21 protein-coding genes are annotated in these 19570 nt (G+C 64.8%); 9 read left to right on the forward strand and 12 right to left on the reverse strand.

Features of this window, described 5'->3' with window-relative positions:
• Positions 1-165: 165 nt before the first annotated feature.
• Both ABMA46_RS01635 and ABMA46_RS01640 read right to left on the reverse strand, forming a co-directional pair.
• Positions 166-921: an outer membrane protein gene (locus tag ABMA46_RS01635; protein ID WP_348997534.1), complete on the reverse strand. Its 756-nt coding sequence runs from the start codon at positions 919-921 to the stop codon at positions 166-168.
• A gap of 225 nt (positions 922-1146) precedes the next feature.
• Positions 1147-1437 carry a hypothetical protein gene (locus ABMA46_RS01640; RefSeq protein WP_348997535.1) on the reverse strand — a complete coding sequence of 97 codons (291 nt, stop codon included), beginning with the start codon at positions 1435-1437 and terminating at the stop codon, positions 1147-1149.
• A gap of 223 nt (positions 1438-1660) precedes the next feature.
• Between ABMA46_RS01640 and typA the strand changes: the two genes are divergently transcribed.
• The 7 genes from typA to ABMA46_RS01675 all read left to right on the forward strand — a co-directional run bounded on the left by typA (position 1661) and on the right by ABMA46_RS01675 (position 9741).
• Positions 1661-3487 (forward strand): translational GTPase TypA, encoded by a 1827-nt coding sequence (gene typA / locus ABMA46_RS01645; RefSeq protein ID WP_348997536.1) that lies wholly within the window; start codon positions 1661-1663, stop codon positions 3485-3487.
• Between the two features lie 123 nt (positions 3488-3610).
• Positions 3611-4519, forward strand: a complete 909-nt coding sequence (locus ABMA46_RS01650; protein ID WP_348997537.1) for a DMT family transporter — start codon at positions 3611-3613, stop codon at positions 4517-4519.
• A 56-nt stretch (positions 4520-4575) separates the two neighbouring features.
• Positions 4576-5202, forward strand: coding sequence for a LysE family translocator (locus ABMA46_RS01655; protein ID WP_348997538.1), 627 nt, complete (start codon positions 4576-4578; stop codon positions 5200-5202).
• 238 nt (positions 5203-5440) lie between these two features.
• Positions 5441-6196 carry a gluconate 2-dehydrogenase subunit 3 family protein gene (locus tag ABMA46_RS01660; protein WP_348997539.1) on the forward strand — a complete coding sequence of 252 codons (756 nt, stop codon included), beginning with the start codon at positions 5441-5443 and terminating at the stop codon, positions 6194-6196.
• A gap of 6 nt (positions 6197-6202) precedes the next feature.
• Positions 6203-7969 (forward strand): GMC family oxidoreductase, encoded by a 1767-nt coding sequence (locus ABMA46_RS01665; RefSeq protein ID WP_348997540.1) that lies wholly within the window; start codon positions 6203-6205, stop codon positions 7967-7969.
• The gene (locus tag ABMA46_RS01670; protein ID WP_348997541.1) at positions 7966-9195 is read left to right on the forward strand and encodes a c-type cytochrome; all 1230 of its coding nucleotides are present in this window, start codon (positions 7966-7968) and stop codon (positions 9193-9195) included. The genes ABMA46_RS01665 and ABMA46_RS01670 overlap by 4 nt, the downstream gene beginning before the upstream one ends.
• A 120-nt stretch (positions 9196-9315) precedes the next feature.
• Positions 9316-9741: an OsmC family protein gene (locus ABMA46_RS01675; RefSeq protein ID WP_348997542.1), complete on the forward strand. Its 426-nt coding sequence runs from the start codon at positions 9316-9318 to the stop codon at positions 9739-9741.
• 73 nt (positions 9742-9814) lie between these two features.
• Here ABMA46_RS01675 and ABMA46_RS01680 read toward each other — a convergent pair whose 3' ends face one another.
• The 7 genes from ABMA46_RS01680 to ABMA46_RS01710 all read right to left on the reverse strand — a co-directional run bounded on the left by ABMA46_RS01680 (position 9815) and on the right by ABMA46_RS01710 (position 15312).
• Positions 9815-10450 carry a YceH family protein gene (locus ABMA46_RS01680; RefSeq protein ID WP_348997543.1) on the reverse strand — a complete coding sequence of 212 codons (636 nt, stop codon included), beginning with the start codon at positions 10448-10450 and terminating at the stop codon, positions 9815-9817.
• A gap of 54 nt (positions 10451-10504) precedes the next feature.
• Positions 10505-11179, reverse strand: a complete 675-nt coding sequence (locus tag ABMA46_RS01685) for a hypothetical protein (protein WP_348997544.1) — start codon at positions 11177-11179, stop codon at positions 10505-10507.
• Positions 11180-11277: 98 nt separating this feature from the next.
• Positions 11278-12057, reverse strand: coding sequence for a succinate dehydrogenase iron-sulfur subunit (locus tag ABMA46_RS01690; protein WP_348997545.1), 780 nt, complete (start codon positions 12055-12057; stop codon positions 11278-11280).
• Positions 12058-12069: 12 nt separating this feature from the next.
• On the reverse strand, positions 12070-13902 hold the full coding sequence (gene sdhA / locus ABMA46_RS01695; RefSeq protein WP_348997546.1) for a succinate dehydrogenase flavoprotein subunit: 1833 nt from the start codon (positions 13900-13902) through the stop codon (positions 12070-12072).
• 2 nt (positions 13903-13904) lie between these two features.
• A complete protein-coding gene (gene sdhD, locus ABMA46_RS01700; RefSeq protein WP_348997547.1) occupies positions 13905-14288 on the reverse strand; it encodes a succinate dehydrogenase, hydrophobic membrane anchor protein in 384 nt (127 codons plus the stop codon).
• A 7-nt stretch (positions 14289-14295) separates the two neighbouring features.
• The gene (gene sdhC / locus ABMA46_RS01705; protein ID WP_348997548.1) at positions 14296-14709 is read right to left on the reverse strand and encodes a succinate dehydrogenase, cytochrome b556 subunit; all 414 of its coding nucleotides are present in this window, start codon (positions 14707-14709) and stop codon (positions 14296-14298) included.
• Positions 14710-14919: 210 nt separating this feature from the next.
• On the reverse strand, positions 14920-15312 hold the full coding sequence (locus ABMA46_RS01710) for a hypothetical protein (RefSeq protein ID WP_348997549.1): 393 nt from the start codon (positions 15310-15312) through the stop codon (positions 14920-14922).
• A gap of 258 nt (positions 15313-15570) precedes the next feature.
• Here ABMA46_RS01710 and ABMA46_RS01715 point away from each other — a divergent pair, with 258 nt between their 5' ends.
• Positions 15571-15921, forward strand: coding sequence for a hypothetical protein (locus ABMA46_RS01715; RefSeq protein WP_348997550.1), 351 nt, complete (start codon positions 15571-15573; stop codon positions 15919-15921).
• On the opposite strand, the gene ABMA46_RS01720 is transcribed toward ABMA46_RS01715, so the two are convergent.
• Together ABMA46_RS01720 and ABMA46_RS01725 are read right to left on the reverse strand one after the other, a co-directional pair.
• A complete protein-coding gene (locus ABMA46_RS01720; protein WP_348997551.1) occupies positions 15905-17107 on the reverse strand; it encodes a GGDEF domain-containing protein in 1203 nt (400 codons plus the stop codon). The genes ABMA46_RS01715 and ABMA46_RS01720 overlap by 17 nt on opposite strands.
• A gap of 74 nt (positions 17108-17181) precedes the next feature.
• The gene (locus ABMA46_RS01725) at positions 17182-18375 is read right to left on the reverse strand and encodes a GGDEF domain-containing protein (RefSeq protein ID WP_348997552.1); all 1194 of its coding nucleotides are present in this window, start codon (positions 18373-18375) and stop codon (positions 17182-17184) included.
• A gap of 140 nt (positions 18376-18515) precedes the next feature.
• Between ABMA46_RS01725 and ABMA46_RS01730 the strand changes: the two genes are divergently transcribed.
• Positions 18516-18824: a hypothetical protein gene (locus tag ABMA46_RS01730; RefSeq protein ID WP_348997553.1), complete on the forward strand. Its 309-nt coding sequence runs from the start codon at positions 18516-18518 to the stop codon at positions 18822-18824.
• Between the two features lie 94 nt (positions 18825-18918).
• Here the strand turns inward: ABMA46_RS01730 and ABMA46_RS01735 are convergent, their stop codons facing one another.
• On the reverse strand, positions 18919-19320 hold the full coding sequence (locus ABMA46_RS01735) for a hypothetical protein (protein WP_348997554.1): 402 nt from the start codon (positions 19318-19320) through the stop codon (positions 18919-18921).
• Between the last annotated feature and the right edge of the window lie 250 nt (positions 19321-19570).

Genomic DNA, 19570 nt, shown 5'->3' on the forward strand with positions numbered 1-19570 from the left:
GGGAGGGGTGGCCCACGGATGGCGATAGGACTTCAGGTTGCGGGCGTCAAGAGCAAAGTTTTTGTCGCTCGCGGGATAGTGATTGCTCCGGCCGAAGGTGCCTCGGCCGAAACGAAAGCGGCGGGCCGAAGCCCGCCGCCGCAGTCAGAACCGATCTCGCACTCGTCACCACAGGTCGTAGCGAAGGCCGACCTTGATCTGGTGGTTGTCCACGCCCTTGTGGATGGAATAGCTCGGTCCGCTCGAAATATCGTCGAGCCGAGCATACTCCGCGTCCGGCGCGGACATGTACTGGTAGCCAAGATCAATCACCAGGTTCTTGGTGATCTGGTAGGCGAGACCGGCATTGAGTGTGTAGGCGAAGGAATACTGCGTCTTGTTATCCGAGGTGGAGACATCATTGGTCGCGTCGTTCAGGTCGACATAGTCGAAGCGACCCTCGCGCTTGGACTGCATCAGGCCGACGCCCGCGCCGATGTAGGGCGTGATGCCGACATAGGTCCCTAGATCGACATAGCCGTTGACGATTACCGTGCGGGCGCTGTTTTCGATGCGCGCGGTTGCGATATCTGTCGGCGAATTATCCTCTTCGGCTCTCGCCTCGTTGCCCGGCAGCAGGCCAAAATTGATATCGCCGCGCAGATAGTCGTTGAAGTGGTAGCCGAAGCCGATGCTGCCGAATACCGGCCGCTCGCGGTCCGAATAGCTGACGGTCAGGCTGCCCAGGTCCCGGTTCTTGTAGGTCTCTTCCGGCAGGTAGCTGACGTCGCCCCTGAGATACCAGCCCGAGCCGACCTCGACCGGCTGGTATTCCGGCGCCTCGTCGACATAGATCGGCGGATCGTAGTCGGCGGCCAGCACAGGCAGAGGCGCCGCGCCGACGGCGGAAAGCGCAAGCGCGATGCGCAAAACGGATTTCATGGTCCAACTCCCCAACTCGCCGCCCAGTCCGGCGTCTCGGGAGTAGTGTTAACCATAGTGGTTAAGTGCCGGTTAAGGATAACAGCCGGTTAGCGAAATGATCGGACGTCCAGGAGCAGTCTGGACATCTGCGGGGGGGGGGTGAGGTGGCCGAAACGAAGCTGGCAGCCGCGCTGCCCGCCATGTCTTCCAGGCAAGGCAGGGTCTTCCAGGCAGGGCCGGCGATCAGTTCTTCGGGTAGCAGGCGGCGGGAATATCGGGCCAGACGGCGTCGGCACAACCGGCCTCGGCCTGCTGCGTCTTGAACGAAGCGCTGACGGGGCCGGTCGTCATCGGATCGACGCCGTCCGGCGCATCCGGGAAAAGCTGTTCGGCCGGCGTGACGGGTTGGGGTGCATCAAGGCGCGGTGCCGCAGAGCGCGCCCCGCCGGCCGCCAGCATCAAAGCCACGGCGGCGAGCGCCACCCCCGAACCGATGCGGCCGCCACGTGCCGCCTTCTTCAAGATGCTCGTCATAATCTCCGAATGACTCCAGGCCGGAATCGTTTCCCCGACTGGTTAACGAAAGCTTCGCAAAAAGGGCTTAACAAAAGATGTATTTTATCTGGGTGCGCGGTCTGCCTTTCGCAATGGCGAAACCCAGCCCCCTTTCGCATCTGCGAAAAAACCTGTATGAGCCGCGCAACCTGAAAAAGGCGGCGCCGCAACGCGCCCTGCCCCAACGCTTCCGAGTGACATTATGGATATCCGCAACATCGCGATCATCGCGCATGTCGACCATGGCAAGACGACACTGGTCGACCAGCTCCTGAAACAATCCGGCGCGTTCCGCGAGAACCAGCGCGTCGCCGAGCGGGCGATGGATTCCAACGATCTCGAAAAGGAACGCGGCATCACCATCCTCGCCAAGGCGACCTCGGTCGACTGGAAGGACACGCGCATCAACATCGTCGACACGCCCGGCCACGCCGATTTCGGCGGCGAGGTGGAGCGCATCCTGTCGATGGTGGATTCGGCCATCGTGCTGGTGGACGCCGCCGAAGGCCCGATGCCGCAGACCAAATTCGTCGTCGGCAAGGCCCTGAAGGTCGGCCTCAGGCCGATCGTCGTCATCAACAAGATCGACCGGCCGGATGCACGCGAAACCGAGGTCATCAACGAGGTGTTCGACCTGTTCGCAGCCCTCGACGCCACCGACGAGCAGCTCGATTTCCCGATCCTCTACGGTTCGGGCCGCGACGGCTGGGTCGCCGAGAAGCCGGAGGGGCCGAAGGACCAAGGCCTCGCCCCCCTGTTCGACCTGGTACTGAAGCACGTGCCCGCACCGAGCGTGGAGCCAGGCCCGTTCCGCATGATCGGCACCATCCTGGAAGCCAATCCCTTCCTCGGGCGCATCATCACCGGCCGTATCGCCAGCGGCACGCTGAAGCCGAATCAGGCGGTCAAGGTTCTGCACCACGACGGCTCGCTGATCGAACAGGGCCGCGTGTCCAAGATCCTGGCCTTCCGCGGCCTTGAGCGCCAGCCGATCGACGAGGCGCAGGCCGGCGACATCGTCGCCATCGCGGGCCTTTCCAAGGGCACTGTCGCCGACACCTTTTGCGATCCATCCGTCACCGAGCCGATGCAGGCGCAGCCGATCGACCCGCCGACCGTCACCATGTCCTTCATCGTCAACGATTCGCCGCTTGCCGGCACCGAGGGCGACAAGGTCACCAGCCGCGTCATCCGCGACCGCCTGCTGAAGGAAGCCGAGGGCAACGTCGCGCTGAAGATCGAGGAATCCGCCGACAAGGACTCCTTCTACGTCTCCGGCCGCGGCGAATTGCAGCTCGCGGTGCTGATCGAGACGATGCGCCGCGAGGGCTTCGAGCTTGCCGTGTCGCGCCCGCGCGTCGTCATGCAGAAGGACGAGAACGGCCAGTTGCTCGAACCTGTCGAGGAAGTCGTCATCGACGTGGACGAGGAGCACGCCGGCATCGTCGTGCAGAAGATGAGCGAGCGCAAGGCAGAGATGACCGAGCTGCGCCCGTCCGGCGGCGACCGCCAGCGCCTTGTCTTCCACGCCCCGACGCGCGGCCTGATCGGCTACCAGTCGGAACTGCTGACCGACACGCGCGGCACGGCGGTGATGAACCGGCTGTTCCACGCTTACGAACCTTACAAGGGTGAACTGCCTGGCCGCGTCAACGGCGTGCTGATCTCCAACGACCAGGGCGACGCGGTGGCCTATGCACTGTTCAACCTGGAGGACCGCGGCCCGATGGTCATCGACGCTGGCGTCAAGGTCTATCAGGGCATGATCATCGGCATCCACTCCCGCGACAACGATCTCGAGGTCAACGTGCTCAAGGGCAAGAAGCTGACCAACATCCGCGCCGCCGGCAAGGACGAGGCGGTCAAGCTCACCCCGCCGGTACGCATGACGCTGGAACGGGCGCTGGCCTGGATCCAGGACGACGAGCTGGTGGAAGTCACGCCGAAGTCGATTCGCCTGCGCAAGCTCTATCTCGATCCCAACGAGCGCAAGCGCTTCGAGAAGCAGAAGCTCGCCGGCGCGGCGTAAGAGCAACAAGGCATCGATCCCGCGAGGCCGCTCCTGGCCTGTGAGATTGGCGTGAGCTGCGCTCTTGGCGCGGCTGCGGTTCCGGTTTAGCGGCTGGTTGTCTCCAGCAGGATCGGACTCCAGATGACCGCCAAGCCCGCGACCTCGCCCGTGCTGGCCATATTGGTCTGCACGCTGGGCATCTTCCTGCTTTCGGCGATGGATGCGGCCGTCAAGGGCCTTGTCGTGATCATCGGCGCCTACAACACGTTGCTGTGGCGCTCCGTCTTCGCGACCGCATCCGCCGGCACGGCGTGGACGGCGACACGGCCGCCTCGCCCGAACCGCGACGCCCTGCGGCTGCACGTGCTGCGCGGCGTCGTCGTCTCCTTCGTCGCGCTGCTGTTCTTCACCGGCCTCGGCTACCTGCCGCTGGCGGAAGCGATCGCGCTCTCCTTCATCGCGCCGCTGGTGGCGCTGTTCCTGGCCGCGCTTCTGCTCGGCGAAAGGATTGGCCGATTGGCCATCGCCGCGTCCTTCGTCGGCCTGGCGGGTGTGCTTGTCATCATGCTCGGCAAGTTCAGCCGGGTCGGCTATGCGCCGGACGCCTTTTTCGGCATGGCCGCGATCATCGTGTCCGCCGTACTCTATGCCTACAATCTGATCCTGGCCCGTCGTCAGGCACAGCTCGCCAAGCCGCTGGAGATCGTTTTCTTCCAGAACGCGGTGGTCGGTGTCACGCTGGGCCTTGCCGCACCCTGGTTCGGCGTTTCCCTCCCGCAGGCCATGTGGCTGCCGCTGGCGGGCGTCACCGCGCTGGCGCTGGCCGGCCATGCGCTGATGAGCTGGGCCTATGCGCGCGCGGAGGCGCAATACCTCATCCCGACCGAATATTCCGCCTTCGTCTGGGCGATCATCCTCGGTTTCGTGTTTTTCCAGGAATCCGTGACAGGCTCGACGCTGGCCGGCGCCATCCTGATCATCCTCGGCTGCCTGATCGCTTCGCGCGCGAAGCCGAAGCTGGCCGAGCCGACAGAGGTCGCCGCCGTCTGACAGCGCCGCCGCGCGCCCGCTTGCGGGCATGCCGCCATCGAGCATATCATCGCGCCATGACGCTTGCCTCGCTGCTCATATTCGCCGGCGCTCTCCTGGTCGCGGCCGGCTCACCCGGTCCGTCGATCGCGGCGCTCGTCGCGCGCGTTATCTCCAAGGGGTTTCGCGACGTGCTTCCCTTCCTCGCCGCGATGTGGATCGGCGAGGCGATCTGGCTGTCCTTCGCCGTGTTCGGACTGGCCGTGGTGGCGCAGAGCTTCCAGCTGGTCTTCGTCATGGTGAAGTGGGCGGGCGTCGCCTATCTCGCATGGCTCGCCTGGAAGATGTGGAAGGCCCCCGTCGATGCAAAGGCGGACGAGATGCCCCAAGCTGGTTCGAGAGGCGATCCGCCGGCGAGGCTCTTCTTCGCCGGCATGGCCGTGACGCTCGGCAATCCCAAGATCATGATGTTCTATCTCGCGTTGCTGCCCACAATCATCGACCTCGCTTCGGTCACCGTCGCCGGCTGGCTGGAACTGACCTTGACGATGGCGGCGGTTCTGGTCGCTGTCGATCTCACCTGGGTATTGGCGGCTGCGCAGGCGCGCAAACTGCTCAGGAGCCCCAGGGGCATGCGGATCGCCAACCGCATCGGCGCCGGCACGATGGCGGCAGCAGCCACGGCGATCGCCGCGCGAAGCTAGAGCGGCAGGCGTTCGGACGTGACGTAACGGGGCAGATGGTTCGGGCTCGCTCGATATCTTCCTCTCGATAAAGTGAACGACGTCCGTCCCCTTCGCCGCATCTGGTCCAGCATTTACCTGGCCTGCTCGTCTTGCCGCTCCCGCTTATCGTCCTAGACTTTCTCCTGCCGGGTCGACAGGCCCGCGAACATCACCCATCCGGCCGTTCGCGCCGGACAGGCAAGCGAGGGGGCAGCCGATGCCAGATTCCCCGTCCGTTCGGATTTCACGCCGAACCCTTCTCTCCAGCGTAGGCATTGCGATCGTCGCCACAGCCACATCGGCGAGCGCGCGCTCCCTGTCGGGAGCCCTGCCCTGGCAGGCCTTCAGCGCCGATCCGCCCGATATCGTGAAGTCTGTGGGCTGGACCTATTTCAGACCCGAAGAGGCGCGGGCGATCGAGGCGATCGTCGACCGGCTGATCCCGGCCGACGACCTCAGCATCGGCGGCAAGGACGCCGGCTGCGCGGTCTATATCGATCGCCAGCTCGCCGGCGATTTCGGCGATTCGGCGCGCCTCTACATGAAGGGACCGTTCAAGCCGGGAACGCCGACGCAGGGCTATCAGAAGGATGAGACGCCGGCCATGCGTTACCGGGCAGGGTTGGCTGCGCTCGACGCCTGGGTCAAGCAGAACAGGGGCGGCAAGAGCTTCGCCGAACTCTCGCCGGAAGACCAGGACGCACTGCTCAAGGACATGGAGGCGGGCAAGGTCGAGCTGCCGAACGGCGTCGACGCCAAGGCGTTCTTCACGCTGGTGCTGGGCAATACGATGGAAGGGTTCTTCGCCGACCCGATCTACGGCGGCAATCGCGACATGGTATCCTGGCGCATGCTGGGCTTCCCCGGCGCGCGCTACGACTATCGCGACCACGTCTCCAAGCACAACCAGCCCTACCCGCTGCCGCCGGTCTCGATCGCCGGGGCGCCGGAATGGATGGGCAAGAAGGGATAAGCCGCGATGACCAGAATACTTCCCAAGAAGGACGTGGTGATCATTGGCCTCGGCTGGACCGGATCGATCCTCGCGCATGAGCTGACCGACGAAGGACTGGACGTCGTCGCCATCGAGCGCGGACCGTGGCGCGACACGGCGACCGATTTCAACATCGGCTACGCGCAGGACGAGTTGCGCTACGCGATCCGCCGCGACCTCTTCCTGCAGCCGGTGGTCGAGACCTTCACCATGCGCAACAACCCTGACGAGGAAGCGCTGCCGATGCGCGACTTCGGCTCGTTCCTGCCCGGCAACGGCGTCGGCGGCGCCGGCGTGCATTGGAACGGCCACACCTGGCGCTTCTGGGATTCGGACTTCCGCATCCGCAGCCATCTGGCCGAGCGCTACGGCGAGCAGAAATTCGCCGGGCTGGAGCTGCAGGACTGGGGTGTGACCGGTGCGGAGATGGAAAGCGCCTACGATCGCTTCGAATATCTGTGCGGCATCTCGGGCAAGGCCGGCAACATCAAGGGTCAGATCCAGGACGGCGGCAATCCCTTCGAAGACCCGCGCGAGCGCGACTACCCGCTGCCGCCGATGGAGATGACCTATGCGCCGACCATGTTCGCGGAAGCGGCACGCTCGATCGGCTGGCATCCGTTCCCGACGCCGTCGGCGAACCTGTCCAAGGATTATGTCAACCCGCTCGGCATCGCGATGGGCCAGTGCACCTTCTGCGGCTTCTGCGAGCGCTTCGGCTGCGCCAACTATTCGAAGGCCAGCGCCCAGACGACGATCCTGCCGCTCTTGATGAAGAAATCGAACTTCGAGGTGCGCACCAACAGCGAAGTGCTCAAGGTCGACCTCGACGGCTCGGGCAAGATGGCGCGCGGCGTCACCTATATCGACACGTCCGGCGAGGAATTCTTCCAGCCGGCGGAGATGGTGCTGATCTGCGCTTACGCGCTGCACAATGTCCGCATGATGATGCTGTCGGGCATCGGGAAGATATACGACCCGGCGACCGGCCAGGGCACGGTCGGGCGCAACTACTGCTACCAGACCAATGCCGGCACGAAGGTGTTCTTCGACGACAAGAACTTCAATCCCTTCGTCGCCGCCGGCGCGCTCGGCCAGACGCTCGACGATTTCAACGGCGACGCTTTCGACCACGGCGCGGTCGATTTCGTCGGCGGCTCGGGCATGAACTGCATTCCCACGAACGGACGCCCGATCGGCAATCGTCCCACGCCGAAGGGCACACCGGGCTGGGGCTCCGAGTGGAAGAAAGCGACGGTCGCCGCCTACAAGGGCACGCTGGGCTTTTCCATTCAAGGTTCCAGCTATCCGCAGCGCACCAACTATCTCGACCTCGACCCGACCTATACCGACCGCCACGGCCGGCCACTGATGCGCATGACGTTCGATTTCCCCGACAACGACATCCGCATGTCCAACTATTGCTCGGACCGGATGGAGGAGTTGGCGAAAGCCCTTGGTGGCAAGCACTACGAGGTCGGCCGCGCCAAGAAGGGCTGGAACTCGGTGCCCTACCAGAGCACCCACAATACGGGCGGCGCGATCATGGGCACCGACCCGACGACAAGCGCGCTCAACAAATACCTGCAGAGCTGGGACGTGCCGAACGTCTTCGTTATCGGCGCCTCCGCCTTCGCCCACAATGCCGGCAAGAACCCCACAGGCACGGTCGGCGCGCTGGCCTTCCACGCCGCCGACGCCATTCGCCGGCAATATCTGAAGAACCCCGGACAACCCCTGGTGCAGGCATGAAGAGCAAATTCGTCACGCTCACGCTCGCCGTCGTCGCCGCTTTTGCCGGCCACGCCGCGCAGGCATCCGACCAACTGGCGGACAAGGTGATCCGCGGCCGCTACCAGGCGGTCCTCGGCGATTGCGCCGCCTGTCACACCAGGCAGGATGGAAAACCCTTCGCCGGCGGCGAGCCGCTGCAGACGCCCTTCGGCGTGCTGGTTCCACCCAACATCACGCCGGACCGCGAGACCGGCATCGGCGCCTGGTCCGAGGAGGATTTCCGCAATGCCTTGAAGACAGGCATCGGCCACAGCGGCAAGCGCCTCTACCCGGCTATGCCCTATCCCGCCTACACGAAAATGCCGGACGGCGACATAGCCGACCTGTGGGCCTATATGCAGACGCTGGAGCCGGTTCATAACCCCGTCGAGGCGAACCAGCTTCCCTTCCCGTTGAACATCCGCACTCTGATGGCAGCCTGGAACGGCATCAATTTCACGCCCGAGCCGTTCAGGCCGGACCCCAACCAGTCCGACGAATGGAACCGCGGCGCCTATCTGGTCCAGGGACCGGGCCATTGCGGCACCTGCCACTCGCCGAAGACCCTTCTCGGCGCCGACAAGACCAGCGAAGCGCTGCAGGGCGCGTCGCTGCAGGGGTGGTATGCGCCCGCGATCACCGGCGACACCGTCCACGGCATCGGCGGCTGGAGCGAGGACGAACTCGTCCAGTACCTGAAGACCGGCACCAACGGGCACACGATCGCATCGGGTCCGATGGCCGAGGCGATCGAGGCTTCGACTTCGCAGATGAAAGACGCCGACCTCAAGGCCATCGCCGTCTATCTGAAGTCGGTGCCGCCCACCGGCGGCGCGATGCCCCAGCCGATCTCGGCCGACGACGCGCAGATGAAGACCGGCGCAGCGATCTACCACGCCACCTGTTCGGCCTGCCACGGCATGGACGGCAAGGGCGCCGGCCAGCTCTTCCCCGGCCTCGCCGACAACGCGATCCTGCGTCAGCCGAGCATCGAGACACCCGCGCGGCTCGTGCTGGCCGGTGGACAGGCGGTGCACACGGGCGCGATGCAGACCACGCCCGCCATGCCCTCGCTCGCCTGGCGCCTGGACGACGACCAGGTCGCGGCCGTGCTGACCTATGTCCGCAACAGCTTCGGCAACGCCGCGCCGCGCGTTTCGGCCGGCGACGTCGCGAGCGTCCGCAAGTCCCTACGCGACCAATGAAGGGCTAAGGGCCTGGTCCGGCGATGCCCGGATCAGGCAGGATGATGGTCATCGCGGCGCCGCGCGCTATAGTCTAGGGGACCGCGTTTCAGTTTGGAAACGACAACCAGGGAGACCATCATGGACCGCACCGCAACTGCCGTCTGGCAGGGCAATCTCAAGGAAGGCAAGGGCACCCTCGACACACAGAGCGGCGCGCTGAACGAGGCTCCCTATTCCTTCAAGATGCGCTTCGAGGACGAAAGCGGCAAATCCGGCACCAACCCTGAGGAGCTGATCGCCGCGGCACATGCCGGCTGCTACGCCATGCAGCTCTCGCATTTCCTGGCCGAGAACGGCACGCCGGCCCAGAGGCTGGAAGCCAAGGCCGCCGTCAGGCTGGTTCCGGGCACCGGTATCACCGAGAGCAATTTGACTCTCGTAGGAACGGTTCCGGGGATCGATGCGCAAAAGTTCAAGGAACTGGCGGAGAAGGCCAAGGCCGAATGCCCGGTCTCCAAGGCGCTCGGCGCGATCAAGGTCGGTCTCGACGCCAGGCTGGCCTGACCGGGACGGCGTTTCGGCTTTGGAAGGCGGCGCCCCTGCCGCCTTCCTGCATTGAGGCCAGCCTTTCGTGCGTTCAGCCGCCCAGAGCGTCGAGCCGCGCCGTCAGCGCCGCCACCTGCTGCTCCAGCGCTTCGATGCGCGCTTCGAGCTCCGAAGCGGGCACCGTGGCTGCCGCATGTTGCGGCGCGAGCATGGACACATCAACGTCTCCGCTCAGCAGATGCGCATAGCGGTCCTCCCGCTGGCCAGGCCCGCGGCCGATCTCCTTCACCAGCGGCGGGCGCTTGCCGATCAACATATCGAGCTCGGCCCTGAGAGCTTCCGCCGAGGCAAATCCCGCCATCCGCTCGGATCGCGCCAGCAATTCGTGGACGGTCTGGGGGCCGCGCAGCAGAAGCAGGCCGAGGATCGCCGCCTGCGGTCTGGTCAGCGAGAAACGATTCTGGGCGAGATGCTCGTACCGCTCGACCCGGGAACCGAACACCTGCCGCACAAGACCCTTCTGCTCCAGCGTCTTCAGCGCCCGGTGGACCTCCATCGGTTCCAGGGTCACCACCGGCTCGCGCGCCGTCTTCTGGTTGGCGGCCGCCTGCGCCGCGTTGAGTGTGAGCGGATAGACGTCCGGCGTCAGTTCCTTCTTCTCGATGAGGCAGCCGAGCACCCGGGCCTCGGCGGGGGAAAGGACTGGAAAATCGCTAATGTCATCCATAGGCGCTCTTTCGCAAAACCGGTTCGCGCCGGCAAGGCCGTCAGTGCGAAGTCTCTATAAAGGCGAGAACCGTTCTTCGACGGCTTGGGCATGAACTCGGATGGCGCCGTCATCCATTGCTTTGAAACGCGAAAGCAACGACACGTAATCTACTGCGAGAAACGTGACGAGATCGCCTTCAACCGACGAAGCGAAGCGATCTCGCTCTGCGCGATGCAAGGCAATTCGATCCGCTGCGATTGGCCTCTCGCCCGGCCAGGCGCAGGGCTCGGCGTGCAGGTAGACCAGAACGGCACGCTTTCCTCTCCGCCGTGCCTGGGTGGCGATGCCGAAAGCGTGCTTTACCAATTGTGCTGCATCAAATCTTTCGAACCGACCGATGCCCGCCGCGATCGCATCGCGCTGCGCCTGGAAGCGATCCAGTCCATCGCCCCAGACAGGCCTGAAATAGCTGTCGGAAAAGAGTCCCGGCTTGGCCCCGCGAAATGGTTCGTAGCGTTTCGATTCAATCCCAACCAGAAGGTCCGGCGTCTCGATCACCGCATCGAGCCAGGGATGCAGCCCGCCGCGCCAGGGAAACCGCAGGCACTGTTCGAGGCGAAGGCTGGCCGGTTGGGAAACGGGTAGACCCAGCGCTTCAAGCACCGGCTCCGCATCGTCGAGAAACAGACCCAGGGCATTGGCAGCGAGGGCGGCCGACGACTCCGGATGGGCGAATTTGCCGTCCAATTCCTTTCCGGCAGCGTTTTCGTAGAATCCAAGGATACGAGCGCTATCCAGATGCGGCAGGACCGCCTGCCGGAGGATTTGCCGCTCCGCCGCGGAGATCAGACCCGTCTCTCCACCATCATCTTCTTGATCTCGGCGATCGCCTTGGCCGGGTTGAGGCCTTTCGGACAGGTCTGCGCGCAGTTCATGATCGTATGGCAGCGATAGAGCCGGAACGGGTCTTCCAGATTGTCGAGCCGCTCGCCCTTGGCTTCGTCTCTCGAGTCGATCAGCCAGCGATAGGCCTGCAGCAGCGTCGCCGGGCCGAGATAGCGCTCGCCGTTCCACCAGTAGCTCGGGCACGAGGTCGAGCAGCAGGCGCACAGGATGCACTCGTAAAGGCCGTCGAGCTTCTCGCGGTCCTCGTGGCTCTGCAGCCATTCCTTGGCGGGTTCGGGCGAGACCGTATGCAGCCACGGCTCGATCGAGGCGTGCTGGGCGTAGAAATTGTTGAGGTCCGGCACCAAGTCTTTGATGACCGGCATGTGCGGCAGCGGATAGATCTTCACAGGACCGGAAATGTCGTCGGCACCCTTGGTGCAGGCCAGCGTGTTGCCGCCGTCGATGTTCATGGCGCAGGAGCCGCAGATGCCCTCGCGGCAGGAGCGGCGCAGCGTCAGCGTCGGGTCGACCTTGTTCTTGATCCACAAGAGCGCGTCCAGCACCATCGGCCCGCAATCGTCCATGTCGACGAAATAGGTGTCGACGCGCGGGTTTTCGCCGTCGTCCGGGTTCCAGCGATAGATGCGATACTCGCGCAGGTTCGTCGCGCCTTCGGGCTTCGGCCACGTCTTGCCCTGCTTGATCTGCGAGTTTTTGGGAAGAGCGAGTTCGACCATGATTTTCGCTCCTTAATATACCCGCGCCTTGGGCGCGATCTTCTTGGGGTCGATGCCGCCTTCCGAAAGCGGCAGCGTCGTCTCGGCATGCACCGGCCGGTAGCTCAGCTTCACCTTGCCGTCGGGCGAAAGGCGGGCCAGCGTGTGCTTGCGCCAGTTCTTGTCGTCGCGCTCGGAGAAATCCTCGCGGGCATGGGCGCCGCGGCTCTCCTTGCGGGCCTCGGCGCCATAGACGGTGCAGATGGCGTTGGCCATCAGGTTTTCCAGTTCCAGTGTCTCGACCAAGTCCGAATTCCAGATCATCGAGCGGTCGGTGACGTGGAGGTCCTTCAGTTCGCCCCAGATCGCCGAGATGCGCTTGCAGCCGTTCTCCAGCGAGTCCTGCGTGCGGAACACCGCCGCATCCTCCTGCATGGCGCGCTGCATCTTCTCGCGCAGCACGGCCGTCGGTTTCGAGCCGTTGGCGTGGCGCAGCCGGTCGAAGCGCTCCATGATCTTGTCGACCGACGCCTCGTTTGGCGACGGGATGGGCGCGTCGCGGTCGATGACCTGGCCGGCGCGGATCGCCGCGGCGCGGCCGAACACGACGAGGTCGATCAGCGAGTTGGAGCCGAGCCGGTTGGCGCCGTGAACCGAGGCGCAGCCGGCCTCGCCCACCGCCATCAGGCCGGGTGTGACCTGGTCAGGATCGTCCTTCGTCGGATTCAGCGCCTCGCCCCAGTAGTTGGTGGGAATGCCGCCCATATTGTAGTGCACGGTCGGCAGAACCGGGATCGGCTCCTTGGTGACGTCGACGCCGGCGAAGATCTTCGCGCTCTCCGAGATGCCCGGCAGCCGCTCATGCAGCACGGCCGGGTCGAGGTGGTCGAGGTGGAGGAAAATATGGTCCTTGTTCTTGCCGACTCCCCGTCCTTCGCGGATTTCCAGCGTCATGCAGCGCGAGACGACGTCGCGGGAAGCAAGATCCTTGGCCGACGGCGCATAGCGTTCCATGAAGCGCTCGCCCTCGGAATTGACCAGGTAACCGCCCTCGCCGCGCGCGCCCTCGGTGATCAGGCAGCCGGCACCGTAGATGCCGGTCGGGTGGAACTGCACGAATTCCATGTCCTGGAGGGGAAGGCCCGCCCGCGCGGCCATGCCGCCGCCGTCGCCGGTGCAGGTATGCGCCGAGGTGGCGGAGAAATAGGAGCGGCCGTAGCCGCCGGTCGCCAGCACCACCATCTTGGCGGAGAAGCGGTGTATGGTGCCGTCGTCCAGGTTCCAGGCGACGACGCCCGTGCAGGTGCCGTCCGGATCCATGATCAGGTCGAGCGCAAAATACTCGATGAAGAACTGCGCGTGGTGCTTCAGCGACTGGCCGTAGAGCGTATGCAGGATGGCGTGACCGGTGCGGTCCGCCGCCGCGCAGGTGCGCTGCACGGGCGGGCCGTCGCCGTAGTTCATCATGTGGCCGCCGAACGGCCGCTGGTAGATTTTTCCCTCTTCGGTACGTGAAAAGGGCACGCCGTAATGCTCAAGCTCGTAAACCGCCGCCGGCGCCTGGCGCACCATATATTCCATGGCGTCGACGTCGCCCAGCCAGTCGGACCCCTTGACGGTGTCGTAGAGGTGCCACTGCCAGCTGTCCGGCCCCATGTTCTGGAGCGAAGCGGCAATGCCGCCCTGCGCGGCGACCGTGTGCGAGCGCGTCGGAAAGACCTTGGTGATGCAGGCGGTGCGCAGCCCCTGTTCGGCCATGCCGAGCGTGGCGCGAAGGCCGGCGCCACCGGCACCGACGACGACGACGTCGAACTTGTGGTCGACATAGGTGTAGGCGGTGGCCGCCTTCTTCTCTTGTCCGGCCATGCTCAGCCTCCGAATGCCAGCTTGGCGAGCGCGAAAAGCGAGACGACGCCGATTGCTATGGTGAAGAACGTATTGAGGATGAAAAGCGCCAGCTTGCCGCCCTCGCCATGTACGTAGTCCTCGATGATCTCCTTCATGCCGAGGCGCATATGGTCGAGGCTGACGACCAGGAACAGCGCCACGATCAGCGTCACCCACGGCTGCGACAACGACGCGCGAACCTCGGCGTAGCCGGCGCCTTTCAGCGAGACGATCCAGCCGATGACGAACAGCGACAGCGGAATGAGCGCGATCGACGACAACCGCACGCGCCAGAAATGGTCGGTGCCTTCATGCGCGGAGCCGAGGCCGCGGACCTTGCCGAGAGGGGTTCTCATGTCACGCATGGCAGCCTCACGCGATGGAAAGGTAGACGGCCCAAACGATGAGCGTCAGCAGGATCGAGCCGGCGAGCGTCGCCCAGGCGATTTTCGAAGCAGTGTGCTTCTCCAGGCCCGCCCCGGTATCCCAGACCAGATGGCGCAGGCCGCCCAGCATGTGATGGAACATCGCCCAGGTGTAGCCGATGAGGACCAGCTTGCCGAACCAGGAGCGCACCAGCCAATCGATAAAGCCGAACTGGCTTTCGGACGTCGCCGCCGCAACCAGCCACCAAGCCACCAGGATCGTGCCCACATAGAGTGCGCCGCCGGTGATGCGATGCAGGATCGACATCGTCATGGTGATCGGCCAGCGATAGACGGTGAGGTGAGGCGAAAGCGGTCTTGCACGCATGGCCGGACCTCGGGTGGCTGGTGATTGGCTCATGGCTCCCCCAGTGGCGGCGTCCCTTCCGCGCCGGACGGAAAGCGGCATGACCATTTCCGAAGGCGACATGGGACTGCGGTTTTCTAGACCTCTTTTTGCACCGCGTCAAAGCCGGAAAACCGTTTCGGCAACGTCATTTAATCTGATTTATTCAGCGCAGCCGCGTTCAATCGTTTTGATCCGCTCCCGCATTGCACCCCTGCCGCCTCTTCAGCGCTTGCAGGTCAGCGGACGGTGGCCGCTCTTCATGATCAGCGCATCGCGGCCATCGAGCACGACCGCGTCGTGGTCCACGCCGAATCGGCTCCTCTGGTTGGCGGGAGAGGCGAGAAACTCCTCGCCGCCGCCCTCGGAATCCACCAACCGGATGGAACTGCCGAGATTCTCGATCGTCATGGTGACGCCGTTCGCGCAGGAATAGGTGGCGGTGCGAGGCTGCGGAGACCTGTCTTCCGTCACCAAGATGGCCGGCGAGCCGTCGGTCAGTGTTTTGGCAACCGGCTTGGGCTTCTCCGTCTTCTGCCCTGGCTGCGAAACGCAGGCCGCGATGAAAAACGGAATGAGCAACACCGGCGCCAACCGGACTGTACGGCTGAACGCCATGACCTGTCCTCCTGCCGCAACCTAGCCGCCACGAGTCGGCGAGATCAAGCGCCGGGGCGGCCATGGAAGCACGTTCCACAGCCTGCTGCGACTGCCGCAGGCCCAGGCGTTCCGGCCTGCCGGACGGCGGGCGTTAACCATGTTTGTTCATCAGCAGGGCCTTGCCGGTCCGTACCTATTAACAAAGGTTAAGAAAACGTTAATCTGATGCCGGAATGGGCTAGGTCGCCAGCCCAGATCGTCACCAGGAGACGCGCCATGCGCTCACATACCGGATTTGTTGCCGCCGCCGCTCTGCTTGCCGGGTCGATGGCCTTCGCCGCGTCGGCCGGCGCCGGGACTCGCGACCACGTCTATGCCGATTCGTTCGGCAACCTCGTCATCGAAAGCGCGGCCGGTTACAAGCGCATCCTCGTCGGTGAAGGCAAGCTGGCGAAGGAATTGTCTGCCTATGTCGACGCCGGCCAGCCCAAGATCGACTACTACGAGGATTCCGACGAGCGGGTGGAGCGCCGCGACTGCTACCGTCCGCCCGTTTTTGTGAAGGGCCGGTCCTATATGTATGGCCTTTCCGACGGCGAGATGCCCGAGCTCAGCCCCTGCCGCTAGAGCCGTTCCCGATCAACTCGGCGGCTGACTCGATGGCGACCCGAACCTGGTCGCGTCCGCCTTGCTTCGCCGCATAGAGCGCGCGGTCGGCACGCTGCATGAGTTCGGCTATGCCGTCGCCGGGCAGAAGCTCGGTGACGCCGAAGCTTGCCGTGCAGCGATGATCGGGCGGCAGTCCGTCGATCGGCAGGGAACCGAAGGCGCTGCGCGCGCCTTCGGCGAACAGGCGCGCGGCGGCGAGGTTGGTGCCGGGCAGCAGGACAGCGAACTCCTCGCCGCCGATTCGTCCGGCGACGGGATTATCGCCCGCTGTCTGACGAAGCAGGGCCGCGAATCGTTCGATCACACGATCGCCGCAGGCGTGGCCGAAACCGTCGTTGATCGCCTTGAAATGATCGAGGTCCGCGATCGCCAGGGCGACCGGCAGGTGCCGGCGCGCGGCGTCCCGCAGAGACAGCTCCGCGTGATGCTGGAAGCCGCCGCGATTGAACAGGCCGGACAAGGCGTCGGTTTCAGAGCGCGAAGTCGCCTGCGCCAGCGCGTCGCGCACCAGCATGATCAGCATCAGCAATGCCAGCGCCAGCGCCAGTACGGTACCGACGGACTGCGAGATCATGGCGTAGGGGGTTTGATGGTAAGCTTGGGGGTCTACACCCCAGCCTCCCAAGGCATGAGCCACAAACGGCTTTGCCAAAAAATGCGCTCCGTTGACGGCAAGCACCGCCATCAGGAACCGGTCGAGCCGGGTCCAACCGGACCTGCCGCGCCAGATGATGCCGACGCCGACGAATTGCATGACGGCGTAGGGAAACTGATAGGCCATCATGCGTGTCAGCGACTGCCGTTCCATGTCCTGCGTCAGCCATACCGCGAAGGCGGTGATGATCATGAAGACGGCCATCGGCCACATTGAGAGCGAGACGGCGTATTTGCTGGCCAGCGCCATATTGAAGACGATCGTCGCCAGAAGGAAGATGGCGAAGGCTACCGTTACCGCCAGGTCCGTCTCACGCAATGTCGTTATGGCGAGCTCCATGCCTAAATAGACCATGCCGATGCCGTAGGCTGCGGCAAGGTGCAGCGCGGGCCGCCGTGCGCCCTCATAGGCGGCGACAGCCAGAAAGGCCGCCGCGAGCAGCCCCGCGACGAGCAGATTGATCCCGAGGATGAGGTCCGCGCCGTCCATACTGCGTCGATACACCATAAACGGGCGAAGATCGGGTTAACGCGGCGTGAGGGGTTGCTCCGGCTTCGGGACTGTCAGCCGGCAAGAGCCAGATCAGGCGGAGGCGCGGGTGGCCGTTCGTAGGAAAGGCGCACGCTGTCCCTGCCGCTTTGCTTGGCCTTGTAGAGCGCTTCGTCGGCGCGGCGCAGCAGCGGCGCGAGCAGCTCCGCGGCGGAGCGGGCGGCGACGCCGAAACTCGCCGTCACGCGTGTTGCCGCAGGCAGTCCGTCGATCGTCTCGGCGGCGAACGCCTGACGCACCGCCTCGGCGAAGATCTGTGCCGAGGCGAGGTCGGCGAGCGGCAGGAGGACTGCGAATTCCTCGCCGCCAAGCCGGCCCGCGACCCCTCGCGCGCCGGCGGCCTGCCTTAGCCGGGCCGCGAACGCCGTGATGACACGATCTCCCGTGTCGTGACCGTGGGCATCGTTGATGGTCTTGAAGTGATCGAGATCGGCAAGGATCAGCGAGACGGGAAAGCCGAGCCGGGCGCAGCGGTCGAGGAGACCGGCGCACCGCTCCTCGAAGCCACGTCTGTTGAGCAGCCCGGACAGCGGGTCGGTGAGCGAATCGGCCCGCAGCGCGGTCACGGTGTCCAGCGCCGCCGTCGTCAGCAGGGTGAGCGCCAGCATCAGCGACAGAAGCGCGTGCGATAAAAGCGCCGTCGTCCAATAGGTCGAGCCGTAGAAATCGGCGTAGGACACGAAAGTCCCGTGCGCGGCCACGACCAGCAGCGTTCGCAGGACGAAATTGGCGGCGATCAGCAGCATCAGCCAGAACAGGAAACGGTCGGCCACGCTCGCCCTGGGAATCCGCCTCAGTTCGGCGGCGACGACGAGGCTTATGCTGCCGAAGGCGAAATTGACCACCAGTATGCGCCATGTCAGGCTTGGCTGGACGATCAGGAACCAGGCGAACGCGCCAAGACCAAGGATGGCCGGAATGCCGATGCCGAGCCAGGGTACGTGCTTCCGATAGCGCACGACGATGGCGCCGCCGACGAGGCCGACGCTCGCCATGAAGGCGATCGCGGACCCGAGCTTGGTCGCGACGAATCCGGTCGGCAGCATGAAATACTGCAGAAGGAAGCCCGTCGCCGCGCAGCAATAGCCTGCGGACAGCGCGGCGAGGTGGGTCTCGGCGCGCTTGTGCAGCCACAACACCAGGAAGGCGCCGGCCAGGACCAGCGTGATTCCCGGATTGAGCAAGGCGATCAACAGGCCTGTGTCCAAGAAATCCGCCTCGGGTTCCGTTGCGGAAGACCCTAGACTCCGGGCGCAAACAAGGCGTTAAACTGACGCTTCCCAACCCGCCGCCGCAGGAACCAGCGACCGGCGCCGGCGTTCCAGCCGCAGACCACGGAGACCGACGCATGGCGAACACCATCACCCTGACAGACCACGAGGAAATCCGCGACTGGGCGGCGGGCCGGGCGGGCCATCCCGCGATCGTGGACGTCTCGCCCGAAGCCGGCACCCAGCCCTTGCTGCGCATCGTCTTCGGTGAGGAGTCCTACGAGGATGTTGACCGGCCGGAGCGGCCGCCGAATGCGGGCGGCTACGATCTGGTGGAATGGGACGACTGGTTTGAGATCTTCGACAAGGAAAAACTGGCGCTGGTGGTGGCCGAGGAGCAGCCCGGTCTTCGAGACAGTTCCTACGAAATCGTCCGGCTTCCCTGAACCTCAAGAGCTGCGTCCGGCGCTTTCCGTGTTAGCCAACGAAAAAAGGCCCACCATATGGCGGGCCGTCGTCTTCTGTATACCGGGCAACCGCCTACTGGGCAGGCGCCGGCTGGGTCGTGCCGCTGTCTGCCGGCGGGTTGGCCGGAGCGGTCGAATTGTCCGCCGGAGGTGTCGCCGGGGCAGGTTCGGCCGGAGCGGGGGCCGTCGAGTTGTCTGCAGGTGGCGTAGCCGGGGCAGGCGCCGGCGCCGGAGCGGTCTCGCTCGCTGCCGGAGGTTCAGCAGGGGCAGGCGGGCCGCTACGCCCGAAGACGTAGTAGGCGACGACAGCCAGAACGACGATCACCAACGCGATCAGCCAGCCGCTACCGCCGCCCCGCGGCTGCACCACTGTCCTGTTGTCGACGACCGGGTCTCCAGGACCAAGCGGTCTCGTCGGATCGAGCGGATCGCTCAGACGCGGATCGTTGGGATCCATGTTGACGGGGTTGGCCATGTGGTCCTCCGTGAAAAATGCAATCGGGCACGCAAATCAACGCGCGAGACCCGATCGGGTTTCACGGGAACGTGAAAATAGGTGGAAGGAAGAGCCGCTTCGGCAGCGTCAACGCGTGCGACGGCAAGGAACATGACGCACAGTGCGCCTAGGAAAGCCAGCACATTGAGCGCCGTGAGCAGCTTCAGAGAAACCAGCGAGGCGCGGTCGGCGAGATGGGAAACCCGGTTCATGGCACGATGATAGAAAG

It is taken from the genome of Mesorhizobium hunchu (assembly GCF_040081975.1).
Classification (GTDB): Bacteria; Pseudomonadota; Alphaproteobacteria; order Rhizobiales; family Rhizobiaceae; genus Mesorhizobium; species Mesorhizobium hunchu.

Excerpts from the sequence above, each read along its gene's own strand:
- ABMA46_RS01735 (WP_348997554.1), bottom strand. The coding sequence starts at position 19,320 with ATGGCCAACCCCGTCAACATGGATCCCAACGATCCGCGTCTGAGCGAT.
- ABMA46_RS01665 (WP_348997540.1), top strand. The coding sequence starts at position 6,203 with ATGACCAGAATACTTCCCAAGAAGGACGTGGTGATCATTGGCCTCGGC.
- ABMA46_RS01715 (WP_348997550.1), top strand. The coding sequence starts at position 15,571 with ATGCGCTCACATACCGGATTTGTTGCCGCCGCCGCTCTGCTTGCCGGG.
- ABMA46_RS01640 (WP_348997535.1), bottom strand. The coding sequence starts at position 1,437 with ATGACGAGCATCTTGAAGAAGGCGGCACGTGGCGGCCGCATCGGTTCG.
- sdhC (WP_348997548.1), bottom strand. The coding sequence starts at position 14,709 with ATGAGCCAATCACCAGCCACCCGAGGTCCGGCCATGCGTGCAAGACCG.
- ABMA46_RS01720 (WP_348997551.1), bottom strand. The coding sequence starts at position 17,107 with ATGGACGGCGCGGACCTCATCCTCGGGATCAATCTGCTCGTCGCGGGG.
- ABMA46_RS01660 (WP_348997539.1), top strand. The coding sequence starts at position 5,441 with ATGCCAGATTCCCCGTCCGTTCGGATTTCACGCCGAACCCTTCTCTCC.
- ABMA46_RS01710 (WP_348997549.1), bottom strand. The coding sequence starts at position 15,312 with ATGGCGTTCAGCCGTACAGTCCGGTTGGCGCCGGTGTTGCTCATTCCG.
- ABMA46_RS01675 (WP_348997542.1), top strand. The coding sequence starts at position 9,316 with ATGGACCGCACCGCAACTGCCGTCTGGCAGGGCAATCTCAAGGAAGGC.
- ABMA46_RS01690 (WP_348997545.1), bottom strand. The coding sequence starts at position 12,057 with ATGGTCGAACTCGCTCTTCCCAAAAACTCGCAGATCAAGCAGGGCAAG.
- ABMA46_RS01655 (WP_348997538.1), top strand. The coding sequence starts at position 4,576 with ATGACGCTTGCCTCGCTGCTCATATTCGCCGGCGCTCTCCTGGTCGCG.
- ABMA46_RS01730 (WP_348997553.1), top strand. The coding sequence starts at position 18,516 with ATGGCGAACACCATCACCCTGACAGACCACGAGGAAATCCGCGACTGG.
- ABMA46_RS01650 (WP_348997537.1), top strand. The coding sequence starts at position 3,611 with ATGACCGCCAAGCCCGCGACCTCGCCCGTGCTGGCCATATTGGTCTGC.
- sdhD (WP_348997547.1), bottom strand. The coding sequence starts at position 14,288 with ATGCGTGACATGAGAACCCCTCTCGGCAAGGTCCGCGGCCTCGGCTCC.
- typA (WP_348997536.1), top strand. The coding sequence starts at position 1,661 with ATGGATATCCGCAACATCGCGATCATCGCGCATGTCGACCATGGCAAG.
- sdhA (WP_348997546.1), bottom strand. The coding sequence starts at position 13,902 with ATGGCCGGACAAGAGAAGAAGGCGGCCACCGCCTACACCTATGTCGAC.
- ABMA46_RS01680 (WP_348997543.1), bottom strand. The coding sequence starts at position 10,450 with ATGGATGACATTAGCGATTTTCCAGTCCTTTCCCCCGCCGAGGCCCGG.
- ABMA46_RS01635 (WP_348997534.1), bottom strand. The coding sequence starts at position 921 with ATGAAATCCGTTTTGCGCATCGCGCTTGCGCTTTCCGCCGTCGGCGCG.
- ABMA46_RS01670 (WP_348997541.1), top strand. The coding sequence starts at position 7,966 with ATGAAGAGCAAATTCGTCACGCTCACGCTCGCCGTCGTCGCCGCTTTT.